We start from the raw sequence: 17,049 nt of genomic DNA, 5'->3' as shown, positions 1-17,049 counted from the left end.
ATTTTCTTTTTTACATTTTATTTATGAGGTTATTAAGTTTTCTTTTTGTCATGTCCACTTTTGTTGCTTTTGCACAACCTGATGGATGGGTACAAACTGATATTGGACAGGGTCATTTAGTTGTTTGCAAACAAAAAACCAAAGTGGGAATTTGGAGCAATGCCAGAGGTGAATTTTTAGAAAAGCCTCACAATGGTCATGTGATACATTTACAAGAGCCACAAATGCTGTTGGACGTTAACTTAAAAGAAAAGAAAGTAAAAGTCTATCATTACTACAAAGGAAGTGTTCAATTACTTGAGCCTGCAAGCGATAGTGGCAAGTTTCATTTAGGACATATTTTAAAATCACAATGGGATTCTAAACTACAAACACAAGAAGTTGATCAAAAGGCTATCAATTATCTTGGTCTAGATGAAGATGCCACTTTACTTTGTGTCAACCCTCAGGATCAAGAAAATTATGCTTTCAAAGGGGAGTTCAATTATTATATCAAAGACAATCATTTAAAACTTCAATTCAGTCATTACAATACAAGAGATGAGCAGTTTTTAGCTATTCCAAGTGTTGAGTATCCCGGAGAAGATTCTATTGATGATAACGGTTTTATAGTTTATTTTGATGCAGATGAAAAGATGATCTTTAATAGTGGTTGTTTTGATTTGAACTCGGGCAAATGGACAATAGAGCCTAACTACATAGGTGTCAATGCCTGGGAAAATATTTACGGCGCTTATTATTTACCAAAAGCTGGTAATAAAGACAGTCTTTCTCCTTTGATATATACTTATGATTTTTTCAGTTATGATAAAAAGACGGGAATGCAGCCTACTGAACATATCAAATATCAAAAGTTTGCTTTTCCGTTAGACTTATGGCCACTAAAAAGTGAAAAAGTTTGGTATGATAAAGACAGTATTTATGTATATCATAAACAGAAAAAAGGGGTTGGAATGTTCAAGATTCCTTTGTGCGGAAAATCAGACTATGATGGGTATTCTCTTGAATGGCTGTCTACAGAGGGTAATTTCAACGTTGAGGAAGTATTTAAACCAGAATACCAATACATACTTCATCATGGTTTTGTGAATTATTTTGAATCTCCAAACACTGGTAAGTTCGAGTATGTTTTAGCTGCAAAAGAAGATAATTTGTTTGATGTCCTTTTCTTATGTCAGGGACGAGAGAATAATGATCTCAAAATAGATACACTTGTAAATGATATAGAAATCAAAGAAGAACTTAAGTTAACAAATGCTGAAGTTTGGTTGAGTCAGGATAAATTAGGAGATAATTGGGAAGAAATTGCCTTGATTGATAATGAGCGAGTTATAAGAATCAATCCGGTGAATAAAAACCTCAATGATTTGAGCAAAATTGTTCCTAAGGAACTAAGTGATTTTGAGTACTTACCGGGATGGAGATTTATCAATGCTAAGTGGTTGAGCAACGGAAAGATTATTGCAAATGCTCACTTGACAGAGGATGATGAGTACCTGATTCCACTAATGTCAGAAATGGGAGAAGATTCAATGACAGTTGAAGGTGAATTTGTCTATCCCTTACCTGAACCTGGAGTTTATGTAAGTGGAGTGTTTGATCCTGATAAATCTGATTGGATAATTGATCCTGAGCACACCAAACTATCGTATAATAATGGTTCTTATGTGGCTATCAAACCAATTTTAACTGAAACACGAAATTATAAAGATTCCAAGGTTGTTGTTTTCAATGAAAATAATCAAATAGCTCAGCAATTTGATTACAATGACTACATATACAAAATGGATCCAAAATTCTTAATTCCGGATGAAGAAATTTTGAGCACATCAAGTATATCTCCGGATGTTGAAACAGTTCATTACTATAAAACCAAAGATGGTGTTGGAGTTGCAAGACAAAGAGATATAGAGGCGGAGATTTTTATTGAACCTAAAGAAGTAATGAGTTATTCGCTGGACGTTGGAGCATTTTACATTGAAGATGGTCAGATGAAATTCAAAGTAGATGATGCTATCAGAGAAAATGGAGAACCAATCATTTTTGAAATTCCGAACGATTCAAATGTTAGGGTGAAGATTATAGGTGATCATCCTGATAAATATGGCTACGAGTATGACCCAGCAAAAAGCAGAAGTATTTGGTGGTACAAATCTGCCAATGAAGAAAATCCGGGTAGGTTATTTTATTATTTCGAAAATGAGGATAGTGTAGCGGCTAATTATTTATTTGCAATTCCTTATGGTTATGGGCTATATGCTGATACATTGGTTCCTTTTCCTCAAGATGATTTTGCTGCTTTAACAGAGGATGATTTCATGGCAAAGGATTTCATAGATAAAAGAGTTTTCACAGAGTTTGAGATTAAAAACTACAATGAGGATTTGGTCAAAATCAAGAATAATGAAAATGACTTTATTGATGAAATGATCATGGAAAGCTATGAGTATCCTGGTGAAGATTCAATTGATGCCAATGGTAATTTTGTGTTTTACCCTTCAATTCCGGGATATTTCAGAACCGGAGTGTACAGCTTGAAGGAAAATAAATGGGTTGTGCTGCCTGAGAATATTAATGTAGAATGGATATTGGGTGATAAATATTTAATTAATGAACCAATTTTGAATCATGACGGTACCCTCAAATCTTCAAGGTTTATTTTGAAAGAAGGGCTTGAATCAAAGGTGTTGTTTGAACCTATTTTAGCTAAATACAACGAAAAATTTTCAACCTATAAATTGGATGATAGTTTGGTGGTTTATAACCATTACATAGAAGAGTTACCTGCACTACCGTTATTTACCGAAGAAGGTTATGATTCTACTGATGTTGATGGTCATTTCTTGTATAAAGAACCGGTTAAAGGATCTTATATGTCTGGAATTTACGACCATAAAAATGATCAGTGGTTTATACCGGAAGAGAATTTTAAAATCTATCAGTTTAAAAATGCTTTTGTAATTGCCATCCCCGTTTTGGATGAAAATGGATTTATTACAGATTATAAGTTTCAGGAGTATTTGAAAGGAGATATTTGGATTAAAAAATCGCTAATAAATATGAGTGAACTGCCGGAGAGATACTTGGAGGTAATTTCACGAGACATCTCATTTTAAATAATTCACACCAGTTTTTGATAGAAATAACACAGATACTTTCCTAAGTACCAGAAATTCAACAATTAAACTGTTTTAAAATTTTGAAGTTTCTAAAGAAGTGTCATACATTTGTGGCACCTTACCTATTTGAACTTCAATTATGTACAAGATTTCATTTCTTGCCATTGCTGTGTTTTTCATTACACAGCTTGCAAAAGGTCAAAATTTCACCAATTCTGATTTGAACGGATCTGTGGCAATTAGTGCAGCTCCAACAGGATGGCAGCAAGTTCCTAATACAGACCCTGCAAGTACGGCAAGTGGTTCTTTACAGGCTACTTCAGATATTTGCAATACAACAGGACCTTCTGCATCTGCTGGGATTCTTGGAACACCATATAGTGGAGGGACTTTCGTAGCTGGTTTACATGCTGAGTTTTCTGGAAGTTCAAGTTATCATGAAGGTTTAATGCAAACTGTTTCAGGATTGAGTGTTGGAACTCCTTATGTGATTGATTTTTATCAAACGGTAATAAAACAATCAAATGCTTTAGATCCAACAGGGTCATGGCGAGTTTATGTGGATAATACTTTGTTGGCTACTTCAACTCCTAGTACTAGTTTGTTGGCTTATAATGCTACCGGTCAAAGCTGGGACAATGTTTCTGTTGCGTTTACGCCAACAGCTACTTCTCATACTTTTAAGTTTTTACCTTATGATGATGATGCCAATCATTTACTGGGGTCTTCAACTTCAGGAGGATTGAGAATGGGGATTGATTTGATTACACTTGGTTCTACTCTTCCAGTGGAGCTAACCACTTTCACAGCAAAGTGTGAAGGAGGTTCAGCAATTGTAAATTGGTCAACTGCATCTGAAAGAGATTGCGACTATTTCGTAATTGAAAAAAGCACCAATGCTGAAAACTGGTCTTTTGTGGCAAAGATTCAAGGTAATGGAACTTCATCTACAGCACATAATTATGCTTATCAGGATAATAACTTGGAAAATGAAATCACTTATTACAGGTTAAAGCAAATTGACCTAAATGGGAATAAATCTACCAGTGATATAGTAAGTATTGAATCATGTGAGATTAATAACCAATTGATGCTTTATCCAAATCCTGCAAGCAATCAAATTAATTTAAATGTAAAGGCCAATAAGGATCAGCAAATTACAATCCATATTTTGGATCTAAACGGTAAAACAGTGGCAGTTCAACAGGGTGTTTCACTATTTGAAGGAAATAACGTAGTAGATATGAATATTGAAGACTTGGATCAGGCAATGTACTTCTTAAGAATAGAAGTTGACGGTAAAGTTGAAGTCCAAAAATTCACTAAGGTAAATCCATAAAAAACGGGCTCAGTTAAAACCAGGCCCGCTTTTAAATAAGTCTTTTATCTGTTACTGAATCACAAGTTTTTTGTAGTCACGATAGTCACCTGATTGAATAATAATCTGGTAAACACCGGCTGCATATTCACCTGCGTCAATAAAGAAATTCTTTTTACCTGCCGGAAGTTCTCCTTGATATATAATTTCAACAATTTCTCCTACCATATTGGTCATAACAATTTGGCAATCGTTTACATTGTTAAGCATGTTCACAGGGATTACTGTAATTTCAGAAGCCGGATTCGGATAAATCTCTAATAATTCTAATGGATTTGTTTCTGAAATTCCAGAACCTCCGCCACCTCCGGTTCCTAGCACTTTAAATTTGTGATATCCCGCAGGAGCTGTAAAAGGGTGAGTTACCTGTTTTCCCCCAACCGCAGTAGCTTCAATATAATAATACACTGTTGTTCCAACCGCTTGTGCAGGTATAAGACCTTGCCAGACGTCACCGCTAGTGTTATTCATTGAAACTTCAGTATACGTACCGGCAATATCTGTTTTATACCAAATAGAAGCAGCAGAGATTCCATCTTTATGCATTATGGTTGCTGTTGCTTGATAAGGATTGATATCATCATTGGTATCCTCTAATTTTTTGTGTGAAATATAAATTGGATCATTAACTCCTACCGTATGTGTAATACAGTGAATAGCACCACTAAGTGAGATTAGGTTTTGACCTGTGTTGTCAACATCAATAGGAACAATATTATATCCCGGTAAGATTGTGTCAAGAATTGCTAATGCCGTAGTGTCGTATTCTTCTCTATAGGTTGGAAGTAATACAGTGTTGTTCACAAAAGTTTGGTTTGCATACGTTCTATAATATCCACCAGACCCCGGATAAGCGCCAGAAGTACTAGGAGGTTGAGGTATTCTATAAACTTTAAATGGTGTACCAAATTTCGTATTAAAATTGTCCAACACATATTGTAAATTGGCTTCTATTTGTGGTCCATCTGATACTCCAGTCGGATATTCTCCAACAAGCAAAGTTTCTTCATCAATTAACTTCATATGCATATCTATGTGATGGATATCATCATAAGGTAAAACAGTCATTTTGATGTATGTGTTAATTCCCATCCAATCACTGAAAAGCTGATCTACCTCTGCCGGAGTATGATTTGGATAATTTAATCCGTAATCACCTGTACCGTCATTTTCGTCAACTATTAATTCAGATGAAAAAGCAATGCCGGCTCCATCTGTCATCCAGTTTCCGCCAGTTGCCATTAATTTGGTAGGATTTGCTGTCATTGAGTAAACAGGAATACCTAAATATGTTGCTGTAGCATCTACCATTACGTCATCATCCGGGCGTGGTCTGTTATAAATCCAATCAACAAAAAAGATGTCATCTACATAGTTATTATAGCAAGTGTTTCCAAAGTAATCTCTAATCCAAATTGAGTTATATGGTACTTCTAAATAATGGATGTTTACATCCGGTACACCATTTCCATTTAAGATGGATTTGACATTATTAGAATCTGTACAATGAATAATAACCAAACACTCTTCTTGAGCAGCATCCACTATTTTAGTTTGAATGGTGTTGTATGATCCAGTCCATGTAATTACCAGCGCCTGAACTTCTTCCCATTCGGCCATATTTCTGATGTTGGTGTAAGGAGGAGGACTGGTAATACCTCTGTCATTGAAAGATTGAAGGTATTCATCCATGATTGTTTTCTCATGTTCCGTCATTCCCTTAGGAAGGTCCACTTTTTGTCCATAAGATGTAATGCTTCCTATTAATAGGGCAAAAAGGGTTAAAGAAGTGTATAAGTTCTTCATTTTAATATTTTTTGAGGTTCCTAAAGATAAAAAAATATGCGTGGAAATACTTAAAAATGAATCAGTTTGAGAAAGAAAGGAAAAATATATCTAACTTTGTGCCCCCTCTTAGACCACCTTGTGACAAAATTGGCGTCTAAGGGAAACCAGTTCAAATGAACTACTTACTTATTGCGTGAAAATTAACCTATGAACAAGTCAACGATTGGAATGATAATAGTGGTTGCTATGGTATTAGCAAAGGCTTTTATTGTTGACAATGAAAGTGTTCAAGTTCAAAGTAAGCAAGTTACTGCAGCTGATCTTTTAGAATTAGGTGTTGAAGATTTTGATTTTTCAAAAAAGAATTCAAATGACAAATTGATCGCATCTGCTGGGGAATTCAATTTGCCGGAATTAATGGCTTTTAAAAATGTTGAATCTAATTCTGCATCAACTCGTGTAATTGAGGAAGAAGTTATTCCAATGGACGATTTTCATGGAAACACTGGATATGGATTTTGGTTGGCTGACAATGAATCACAAAAAACCAGTTCATTAATAGATGCACAACCCGAAAGACAGGGCAGAGGCGAATCTTATCCATTGGATAATGGAAGTACAATTTCAGACGATTTTTCTAGATTATTTCAACGAAATCCAGGTAACTAATCCTGATTAAAATCCGGAATGTTGGCATAATGGTTTTTGTCAAAAACCATGTATTCTTCAAATCCTGGTTCCAGTTGTGCTAATACCTTCACAAAATCTTCATAAGTTTCAATTTCTAATGCGCGGTATGCACTGTTGTGATTTACGGCTCCTGCTCGGTACATTTTATTGATGTCCAAATCATTTTTATTCTGCATAATATCAGAAACGCGTATCAATTTCCAATTAGACATAGTTCAGAGGTTTTTGGTTGTTGTTTGTGGTACAGTTTGCAAATTAAGACTCAACTTATTAAGAGTCAAATATTTCTGAAGTTACTTATTCACGAATCCTTGCCCTTATTAACATAGAAGGTAATTTGACCAACGAATGTTCAATGATCTACGTTTTGTATAGAAATTGTTAAAAAACCTTGCAATTATTGGCATACGTTGCAACCTTTTCGTAATTTATGCATCTACCAGATATCAAAAAACTACCCATGAGAACTATTTTTTCATTTTTAGCATTTGCAGTTTTGCTCGGATCTTGCGAGAAGGCAGACTTGAAAAAGCCTGTAAAAGTGAACTTTGCATTTGACTTAAATAAAAATTTCGAGCCTCAAGCAGCCGTTAAATTAACCACAGGTACCATAAATATTGAAAACTTCAATATCATTGGGGACAGAGTGGAAGGAGAAGACATTAATTTCAACAGAGTCTTTAATGAAGGTTTGAATATTGATGTAAATAATTCAGGAGAGATTGATGAGTTAAATTTTGATTTACCTCAAGGAGATTATGTATCAGCCGATCTAAAGTTTAATCTGGCTGATAAAAATACAAATCTTGCTATGTCACTTGAAGGAACATACAAGCAAAATCAAGGTCCTATCGTAAAGTTGATTTTCGAACTATCGGGTAGTCAAGAATTCTTTATTACAGGTGAAGGTAAACAAGGGGAATCAACAATCAGCATGAAAGAATCTGAAGGAGAAAAAGTAGAAATTGAATTGGATCCAATTTATTGGTTTGAAGATATTTCTGCATCAGATTGGGATAATGCAGTGGTTACTCCAGCTCAGGGGCAAGATTACATTTTGGTAAATAAAGACAATAATCAAACTATTTATAATCAAGTACTGGCTCGAATCAATGAGTCAAATCGTGCTATATTTGATTAATGCAAGAAGAATCTTACAGAGAACTAATTGGTCGTTGTTTAAATCACGAACGTGCAGCTCAAGAAGAGTTGTATAAGTTGCATTGTGATAAAATGTTTTCTGTTTGTATGTATTATGCTGAAGACAGAGATGAAGCATCAGATTTTCTGCAAGAAGGTTACATCAAAATCTTTAAAAAATTACACACTTATAATTTCAATGGTTCTTTTGAAGGTTGGGTTAGGCGTATAATAGTTAACACAGCTTTGGGCCATATAAGAAAGAAAAGTAAAATTAGAGATGCTTTTACGTATGTAGAAGATATTCCGGATACCGCAGACATAGAACCTGCAGAAGTGGATGTTGTTCCTACTGCAAAAGTGGTTGAACTGGTAAATCAATTGCCTGATAAAGCAGCTTTGGTTTTAAAATTATTTGCAATTGAAGGATATTCTCATCAAGAAATTGCCGAGATCTTGGATATCACGGTAGGTACCTCAAAATCTCAGTTGAATAGAGCAAGAACGTTATTAAAAGAAGCTATTAAAGGTCATAAGTGAAATTAGATAAAGACATATCGTTGGTAAAACAGAGTTTTGAGGCGCAGTCTTTTAATGCTCCGTCAAACGTATGGAATGAAATTTCAAATGAGCTAGATAATGCTGCTTTAAATAATAAAGTGAGTGAAGGGTTTTTAGCTCAAAGTTTTCAAGCGCCAGATGATTTATGGAATAGTATTTCAAATGATCTAAATAATCTTTCAATAGACGCTAAAGTAAAAGAAGGTTTTGAGGCACAAACTCATACTGCTCCGGCATTTGATTTTAATGAATTGTCAAACGTAGAAGGAGTTGATAATCTAGTGAATCAAAGTTTTGAGCAAACTGTGGTGGCAGCACCTGATACTATCTGGGAAAAAGTACAAAACGGTTTGGATACTGAAAATGTTTGGAGCAGAATAGCAGCAACTGAAATAAAAGTTGGTTCTAATAAATGGCAGGCAATTTTAGTAGCGGCTTCATTGGCCTTATTAATGACCCTTATTCCTACCAACTTAAATGAAGGATTGGTAGATAATAGATCTACTTCACAAATAGAAAACAAGAGTGAAATTGTACCATTTGGAATTGTTGCTAATGAAGAAACAATTTCAAATAACTTATATGCGAATAATCTTGAGGATGTTGTAGTAATTGAGTCGCCAATTTATAATGATAACACAGCTTCAGATATTCAAACATTAGAAGATAATAATGGTGTTGGGTTAACAGGGTTGAATGATTTATCAAATGGGGTAAATAATACTGTTGCTTCAAATGAAGAAAATACAAATCTAGAGTTGCTTCCTAAAACAACAATAAGCGGATTAGGTTCACCATTGGTTCAAGAAGCAGAATTTGCGACTTTAGAAGTTAAACGTGATATCAGAAAATGGAGTTTTAATGCCGGACTTATTGGTGGACTACACAATAGCTGGATTTTGGATAATGACACAAGAGCATCTTTTGATAAAGAAACTTTGTTAGACTCTAAAATGGCTTTAGGTAATAAGTATGGATTTAATTTTGAAGCATGGTATAAAGACAAGAATAGTTTGTCTGTGAACATGTTTGTTAATTCTTCATCTAGAAACAGACTTGGATTCTATGATAATGGAATATATAAAATAAGAACTAGCCAAATTGACTTCTTTGAGGTTTCATTGCTGTATGGTAGAAAGTTCAATTTCAAGGGAGCAACTAGAGATCATAATCTAATCTTCAGAGGTGGACCATATTTAGGAGTAAACAAAAGAAGCTTTGTTAAAGAAGACAATACAATAGTATCTTACAATGATGCATTTAAAAAGCTGGATTACGGTTTAACTGTTCAACTAGGACAGGAATATGATGTAAACAATTTTGTAATTGGATACGGTCTTAATTCTGAAATTGGACTGAGAAATATCTTTAGTGGTAACGGATCTATCGATCCTTCTAATAACTACACTACTAAATTTGACATTGGAGCTTATTTAAGCGTTGGATATAGATTCTAAGTAGAATTTCTTAACTGAATAGAAAGGAAGTTGTTAAAAGCAATAACACACTTGCAAAAAACACAACTAAAAATTTTTCTTTTACTGATATCTTTCTTTTTGATTGAAACATACCGTAGAAAATGGTGTCAATGAGTTTAGTCATGGGGATCCGTTTTTTCAGTTCGTTCTCTGCAAGCAGTTATTTTTTGAAAGTAAGTTATGTTTAAATACAAACAGAGCTTTAATCTCGTTGTTTATATATCCACACAACTAATAGACTAACTAAATATCAAAAGGTTGGAAAATTTAGTGCAAAAAAAAACCAAGATTGACGTTTCAATCTTGGTTTTCAGTCACTTTTGGTTAACTGGCATTGAACCTAAAATCACGTTTCTATGATGTCGTGTGCTTCGGAATGTTTAGTCTCAAAAATTAAAATCTAAACTATAGGCTACTACTCCAAAAAAATCCGAAGCGGGGTTAAACTAAAAAGATTACTTAATGGTTCAACTGCACTATTAAGATGCAAGAAGTTGTAAAGGGTTGGAAAAAAAAGTAAAAAAAATTATTTTTTTAGAAAGATCTTACAGCTCTAGCTCTAAAAGTCTCTGATTTATAAGATGTTAAGTCCATTCCTTTTTCGAAATTCATGATGTGAACTTTATCAAATCCAACGGTAGTTTTGGTAGTCCAGTAAGGTGCGGCACTAAAATTTCCAACATTAATCATGTAAAGATTCATGTACATTTTATATGCTTCCCATAAATTAGGAAGTCTCCAGTCTAAAAATTGCTGTCCTAACTCATCATGGTTTTTAGGATCATTTATTCCATCTAAACAGTCTTGAAAGTTTTGATTTTCAAATTGATCATTTTGAGCGGCTACTAAACCGTGATCACCCGTTTTGTTTACAAAGAAAATAATACCTCCTTGTGCAATATCACCAACATTAAATGTTTTCTTTTTTACGAATACATCAGGTTGTGGTGCTAAAGAGTTGTTATAAGAAAAGGCTTGGGTTGAAAAGAGAAGGGTTAATGTGAAAGTTAAACTAACAAATTTTTTCATGGGGTTAATTAGTGTAATTAATGGTTACTGTGGCTTTTCTATGTCTTTGTGCAGCAGGTACGTCATTATCTACTTCTGACAAATTTTTGGGTTCAGATAAAACTTTAATTTTTTCGGCTTTCAATCCTTGAGCTACCAAATAAGATTTCATTTTATTGGCGCGCTCCAAACTCATTTTTTTATTGTAATCACTGCTTCCGTGCGCATCTGACATTCCTACGATTTCAACTTCATATTCAATACTTGAATGCGAAATATTAACGATTTCATCTAATAATTTTTTATCCTCAGCATCTAAAACAGAAGCATCTCTTTCAAACATCACAGAGATTTTTTTCTCATGACTTTCAGTGTTTTTAGGAACATTTACAACAATATCTAAATGCACTTTACCAACGCCATCTTTAATTTTTACAGTGAATGTGGTGTCTATGAACTTGTGATTGTCATCTCTTATTCTGTATTTAGCTGTTACATCTGAAGTAGAAAACAAAAACTCGCCCGAATTTGAATTAGATTTTGAGGTAGAAATTTCTTTGCTAGTAGCAACATCATCTAATTCCAAATAATACTGCAATGGCTTTCCGTTTTGATCTTTAATAGTTCCTGAAATAAGTACTGTAACACCCGGTTTTAATCTTGGATCAGCTTCTTTGGTATTGGCATAATAAATATCTCCTTCACGTACAAAATAACCTTCATTTCCATCCGCAGTTAATATCAATCCATAATCATCTGCACTGGTATTAAAAGGCGCACCAACATTAATTACTTCACCACAAGTTCCGTCATCATTTAAAGTTGTCTTGAACATATCCATACCACCATAACCACCATGCCCGTCAGAAGCGAAATAAACTGTTTTACCATCTCCGGCAATAAAAATTGAACGTTCGTCACCAGGAGTGCTGATGTTGAGTTTTTTCATGTATGTCCATTGTCCATTTACTTTTCTACTAATGTAAATGTCCATGTTGCCATCATAATCTCTACCCGCGCACAATAAAAATGTCTTACCATCAGGTGATAAAGCGGCTCCATCCGTTGCATATGTATTTCCGGCTTTTATAAACTCAACAAGAATAAACTTGTTGATTCCTCCACCCATTCCTTTAATGTTGCTGAAAGAAGATCCATTTAACTCTGCAGTATAATAAGGGCCACCTGTTGTTTTCCAATTATATTTCCATGATTGATAAGAAATAAACTGTCCATCTTGTGATACCATTGGTTCATCTTCTCCGGAAGAAGTATTAACTCCTAAACCTAAACATCTAGGATTTCCCCAACTTTCACCTGATTTTTTACTGTACCAAATGTCTCCGTCATATCTTACTTTTCCTTTGTAAGTTCCGCTATAGCTTGACCAGGTTTGTCCACCTCTATCACTTTTAAAGAATAAGTATTTACCATCTGGCGTAATGGATAAATTATTTTCTCTAGCGCTGGAGTTTAAATTAGAAAGGTTTTTAATTTCAATTTTGCCTTTGTGATCAAGAATAGTAGGGGTTTGAGCTTTTAAACTTAAACCTGCTACCAAAACGGTTGATATGAATAATACTGCTTTGTACAAAATCAATAATTAAATAAAACCTCCGAAATATACGAATATTTAGCTCCATATTCCATGCCAATTCCTCTGATATACACACTTTTCACAAAAATTTAATTTTAATTCTGTACTATATTTGCGCAATTGAAAATAGTTAAGGGCATATTTTATTTTATCTGGATAGCTGCAATAGTTGTCCTACTTATTTTTTTTATAGCCTCTCCTCAGTCTTTTACAGCAGAAAATATTGCTGATTTTTTAAGTAGGTACAACAATCAATTAATGTTCATTTATATTATTGTTTCCTTAGTTAGAGGTTTGTTTTTAATTCCCAGCACTCCGTTTGTTTTGGCAGGTATTCCACTTTTTCCAGACCAACCTTTTTTTGTTTTTATAGTTTCATTAGTCGGAGTAGCAGCCGGAGCCACAATGGTTTATTATATGTCAGATTTACTTGGATTTAGTAAGAAATTGGAAGAAAAGTATCCCAGTAAAATTGAAAAATGGCATCAACGTCTTAATTCTCCAAAAGCTTCATTAATTGTAATTGCCTGGTCATTTTTTCCTTTAGTGCCTACAGATATAATATGTTATGTAGCTGGAATTGTTAAGATGCCTTACAGGTTTTTGATTGCTGGTGTGATGATAGGTGAGATTGTATTGATATACCTTTATGTATACGGCGGGATGGCCTTGGTATAAAAAAATAATCCAGCCTTGCGCTATTAACAAGGCTGGATCCCCATGAAAAAATCTACTATTACTTTATGCTTACTAATTAAATAATAGTTGTCGTGGCCATGATGGCCTCATCTACGTTTAGATGTTTCTTATATGACTCACTTTTAGTCGAAATGTTACATGACCGGATGTAAAAAAATGTTAAAATGATGCATTAAACAATGTAAACAACACAAAATCAATACAATAGATAATTGTTAAATACTTCCTAATATTTTGCGTTCAACTGTCAAATAGATTGTAATATTGAAATATGTACAAATGGTCTTTTATTTTAATAGGATTTTTAATGGTGGGATGCTCTCTTTATCGTCCGCCAAAATCACCTGCTAGACCCGGAAGTTTTCCAAAGTTTAAAGAAAAAGATTCATTGCTGGGAAACCTAAATGAGTACAGAAAAAATTATGATGTCACTTTTTATGATTTGAACCTGCACATTAATCCTGATAAAAAAGCAATTTCAGGGAGCGTTAAAACGTATTTCAGAGCTGTTTTCCCAATCCGAAAAATGCAGATTGATCTGTCAGATAAATTTGAGATTGATTCAATTAAAGATGAGTTTGGAAATAAATTGAAATTTGAAAGAAATCATACTGCTGTTTTGGTAAAAATGAAAGAAACTGTATTGATTTCATCTCATTCAATGATCGAAGTTTTTTACCATGGAAAACCTGATAAAGCTAGACGACCACCATGGGAAGGTGGACTGGTTTGGAAGAAGAAAAACGGCAAACATTTTTGTGGAGTAAGTTGTGAAGATAATGGTTCCAGTATATGGTGGCCGGGTAAAGATCATATCTCAGATAAACCGGATAGTATAAGAGCAAAGTACACTGTTCCTAAAGGATACACTTGTGTAGGGAACGGAAAATTAGTGGAGCACCAAAGGACATTTGACGGATTTGAAAAGTTTACCTGGAAAACATCTTATCCAATTAATCATTACAATATCTCTTTTTACCTGGGGATGTATGAGCACTTTCAGTTAGAATATGATAATCCGAGTTCCAAATTGGATAAACTAGACTTTTATGTGAGATCTGAAAACGTAGCTAAGGCAAAATTGCATTTTAGACAAGCGGTAAAGATTTTAAAAGTTTACGAAGAAGTTTTTGGCCCTTATCCCTGGTGGAAGGATGGATACAAATTAGTAGAAAGTCCTTATGAAGGAATGGAGCATCAAACAGCTATTGCTTACGGAAGTAAATACAAAAATGAAAAGTACCTCAATTATGATTATATAATTTTACATGAAACAGCTCATGAATGGTGGGGGAATTATGTGACTGCATGTGACATGTCAGATTTGTGGATCCATGAAGGATTTGCCACTTATGCTGAAATGCTTTATGAAGAGAAAACAGAAGGGCAAAAATCTTATGAATTGTCATATTTGATCAATCGGTCCATGTCACTAAATAAGAGACCTATTGTTGGGCCCAAAAATGTGTTTTACACGAATTATAAAGACAATGATATTTATAATAAAGGTGCGGTTGTTTTATACATGTTGCGCAAAACAATTGGAGACAATGACTTCTTTAAAATCATTAAAAAATTTGCAACTGAGTATTATAAAAGCTGCGTGTTTACTGAAGATTTTATGGCTTTAGTGAATAAAGAGACAGGTAAAAATCTTGATTGGTTTTTTGAGCAATACATTTATAGAAGGGAAGCTCCGGAACTTATATACGCTTATGGTGCCAATGCAGATAATGAAATGGAGTTCAGGTATAAATGGAATCCAGCTAACACTAACGCCAATTTTAAATTGGGAGTATCAGTACAAATTGGAAGTAAAAAGTTAACGCTTTTCCCAACACATGAGGTGCAAAAAGTAAGTGTAAAAACTTCATTGGCAGCTCAAGCATTGATAGATCAGGATGATTATATCATTATTACAAATGATAAGAAATTGTAAGATTATCTGCTCAAAGTATTCGCCAACCTTAATATGGCAAATAATGCCAACAAAACGGCAATGACGATAGCAACAGTGTTTTTGCTGTTTTTGTTCTTAACGTGAGCCTCAAATTTTTCTGATTTTCCTTCTAGAATATTGTTCTTTTCTAATTTATCCAAGAGATTCTCATAGATGATGAATTGTTCCATATCTCTACTTGCTTTTAATCCCTTCATTTTATCTGCAGCAGCCAAAGAACGATTCACAAAGTCTTTTTTGAATTCATGCACAAATGGCTCATCAACATTGCGCATTACAGATAAGGTGATTAAAGAAAACATGTCCTCTAAACACTTTTTACCATCTTCTAAGCTGAATTTTCTGATTTCAGCCAACTGAACAAGTTTACTTGCCGCTTTTAGTGATTTATCTAATTCAAATTGAATCAAATCTTTCACCTTTAACTTGGTTTCTTCATTGGCTAAAAAACTCATGCGGATTACTGCTCCAACAATCTGTGGATTTTGGATGTGATGTTTGTTGTAAATATGTTGTAATGAATCAAAATACTTTGGGCTCAACCAATCAATGAATTCAGGAGTCATTTCGTCTGTCTTTTTGATTTTACACAGAATCCCGAATTTTTTCTCATTAATAAGAAGATTTAAATCCTTTTGTGCCTGAACGATTTGTTCAAATTTTTCATTTTCCATAATTGTTGGGTTAATTTTTGGAAAATGAAAGTAAGGAAAATAATACGCAATTAAAAGTCAGGCATGCTGATCCTTGTACAGCCAGAACAATTTCTTTTTGATTTGTAGTACCACGATAATGATAATTCATGGTTTGTGCCTGAAGCATTGGTTAAAAGGCTTTGCATCATGTCATATTGATAACTAATATCAAATCCTTTGAATCTCGTACCTAAGTGGAATCCAAAGTTGTTTCTGATTTGATAATTTATACCACCATAAATGAATTTGAATTGATAACTGATATTAAATACCAGATAGTTAAAGTTATCTTGTGACATAGCTAAAAGACCCACGTCAAGTAAGTGATTTTCAAATTTTCTTAGAAATGTATTTCCAATTTGAAGGCTATAAAGTGTAGGTCTATAAAGATTTGATTGCAATAAGTGTCTTGTATTAAATCCAAGGTAGATTTCACTGTATCTGAAAACAATTCCGATATCTGAATCAAATCCAAAAGCTTGATTGGGTTCATTGAAGTCATTAATCACTCCGTCTCTTGGGAAAATTTGATCTTGAAAGGCAAATTTATTTGGATTGAATCTGCGGTATTGAAGTTGAGGACTTACCCCAAAAGTGATGCTGAATTTGCGACTTAACAGAAGAACGTAATTGTAATCTATTCCAATTTGTGAAATACTTGAGGCATTGTTGAGATATGCATCATGCATTAAAAAACCGCCAATGAATCCACCTATTTGTCTAATGCGTGTATGATAAGACAATACTTGAGTGGTGATGCTGTTACTTAGAGATGGTTGTTGAAATTTCAAACCATAGTAAATCCTATTTTGATTTCTAAAGTTATAAGCCGGATTAACAAATTGGGCACTTTTTTGCCATTGCGAAAAACTAAAATCCTGTGCGTATATCGCCGAATTAAATAACAGCAGAAGAATGATTAACTTTTTCATTGTT

14 protein-coding genes are annotated in these 17,049 nt (G+C 34.0%); 8 read left to right on the top strand and 6 right to left on the bottom strand.

Features of this window, described 5'->3' with window-relative positions; translation table 11 throughout:
- Window positions 1-23: 23 nt before the first annotated feature.
- Window positions 24-3,116, top strand: coding sequence for a hypothetical protein (locus K6119_RS10300; protein WP_221838784.1), 3,093 nt, complete (start codon window positions 24-26; stop codon window positions 3,114-3,116).
- Between the two features lie 142 nt (window positions 3,117-3,258).
- Window positions 3,259-4,458, top strand: coding sequence for a T9SS type A sorting domain-containing protein (locus tag K6119_RS10295; protein ID WP_221838783.1), 1,200 nt, complete (start codon window positions 3,259-3,261; stop codon window positions 4,456-4,458).
- A 51-nt stretch (window positions 4,459-4,509) separates the two neighbouring features.
- Here the strand turns inward: K6119_RS10295 and K6119_RS10290 are convergent, their stop codons facing one another.
- On the bottom strand, window positions 4,510-6,303 hold the full coding sequence (locus K6119_RS10290; RefSeq protein WP_221838782.1) for an agmatine deiminase family protein: 1,794 nt from the start codon (window positions 6,301-6,303) through the stop codon (window positions 4,510-4,512).
- A 189-nt stretch (window positions 6,304-6,492) separates the two neighbouring features.
- Here K6119_RS10290 and K6119_RS10285 point away from each other — a divergent pair, with 189 nt between their 5' ends.
- Window positions 6,493-6,954: a hypothetical protein gene (locus tag K6119_RS10285; RefSeq protein WP_221838780.1), complete on the top strand. Its 462-nt coding sequence runs from the start codon at window positions 6,493-6,495 to the stop codon at window positions 6,952-6,954.
- On the opposite strand, the gene K6119_RS10280 is transcribed toward K6119_RS10285, so the two are convergent.
- Window positions 6,951-7,187 (bottom strand): hypothetical protein, encoded by a 237-nt coding sequence (locus tag K6119_RS10280; protein WP_221838779.1) that lies wholly within the window; start codon window positions 7,185-7,187, stop codon window positions 6,951-6,953. The genes K6119_RS10285 and K6119_RS10280 overlap by 4 nt on opposite strands.
- 248 nt (window positions 7,188-7,435) lie before the next feature.
- On the opposite strand from K6119_RS10280, the gene K6119_RS10275 reads away from it, so the two are divergent.
- From K6119_RS10275 to K6119_RS10265, 3 genes are read left to right on the top strand one after another with little or no spacing between them, the layout of a single operon-like run.
- Window positions 7,436-8,116 carry a hypothetical protein gene (locus tag K6119_RS10275; RefSeq protein ID WP_221838778.1) on the top strand — a complete coding sequence of 227 codons (681 nt, stop codon included), beginning with the start codon at window positions 7,436-7,438 and terminating at the stop codon, window positions 8,114-8,116.
- On the top strand, window positions 8,116-8,655 hold the full coding sequence (locus tag K6119_RS10270; protein ID WP_221838777.1) for an RNA polymerase sigma factor: 540 nt from the start codon (window positions 8,116-8,118) through the stop codon (window positions 8,653-8,655). The genes K6119_RS10275 and K6119_RS10270 overlap by 1 nt, the downstream gene beginning before the upstream one ends.
- The gene (locus K6119_RS10265) at window positions 8,652-10,133 is read left to right on the top strand and encodes a PorT family protein (protein ID WP_221838776.1); all 1,482 of its coding nucleotides are present in this window, start codon (window positions 8,652-8,654) and stop codon (window positions 10,131-10,133) included. The genes K6119_RS10270 and K6119_RS10265 overlap by 4 nt, the downstream gene beginning before the upstream one ends.
- 555 nt (window positions 10,134-10,688) lie before the next feature.
- Here the strand turns inward: K6119_RS10265 and K6119_RS10260 are convergent.
- Together K6119_RS10260 and K6119_RS10255 are read right to left on the bottom strand one after the other, a co-directional pair.
- Window positions 10,689-11,183 carry a DUF1566 domain-containing protein gene (locus K6119_RS10260; protein ID WP_221838775.1) on the bottom strand — a complete coding sequence of 165 codons (495 nt, stop codon included), beginning with the start codon at window positions 11,181-11,183 and terminating at the stop codon, window positions 10,689-10,691.
- A 4-nt stretch (window positions 11,184-11,187) separates the two neighbouring features.
- Complete coding sequence (locus tag K6119_RS10255; protein ID WP_221838774.1) at window positions 11,188-12,756, bottom strand: OmpA family protein; 1,569 nt, start codon at window positions 12,754-12,756, stop codon at window positions 11,188-11,190.
- Between the two features lie 123 nt (window positions 12,757-12,879).
- Here K6119_RS10255 and K6119_RS10250 point away from each other — a divergent pair, with 123 nt between their 5' ends.
- On the top strand, window positions 12,880-13,437 hold the full coding sequence (locus K6119_RS10250; protein WP_221838773.1) for a TVP38/TMEM64 family protein: 558 nt from the start codon (window positions 12,880-12,882) through the stop codon (window positions 13,435-13,437).
- A 292-nt stretch (window positions 13,438-13,729) separates the two neighbouring features.
- A complete protein-coding gene (locus K6119_RS10245) occupies window positions 13,730-15,397 on the top strand; it encodes a M1 family metallopeptidase (RefSeq protein ID WP_221838769.1) in 1,668 nt (555 codons plus the stop codon).
- A gap of 2 nt (window positions 15,398-15,399) precedes the next feature.
- Here K6119_RS10245 and K6119_RS10240 read toward each other — a convergent pair whose 3' ends face one another.
- A complete protein-coding gene (locus K6119_RS10240; protein ID WP_221838768.1) occupies window positions 15,400-16,092 on the bottom strand; it encodes a hypothetical protein in 693 nt (230 codons plus the stop codon).
- Between the two features lie 50 nt (window positions 16,093-16,142).
- Window positions 16,143-17,045 (bottom strand): PorP/SprF family type IX secretion system membrane protein, encoded by a 903-nt coding sequence (locus K6119_RS10235; protein WP_221838767.1) that lies wholly within the window; start codon window positions 17,043-17,045, stop codon window positions 16,143-16,145.
- Window positions 17,046-17,049: the final 4 nt, after the last annotated feature.

Origin of the sequence: Paracrocinitomix mangrovi, assembly GCF_019740355.2 — a bacterium.
Lineage (GTDB): Bacteria > Bacteroidota > Bacteroidia > Flavobacteriales_D > Crocinitomicaceae > Paracrocinitomix > Paracrocinitomix mangrovi.
Note: the sequence above shows the minus strand (reverse complement) of the source record. Positions and strands in the feature narration are given on the sequence as shown.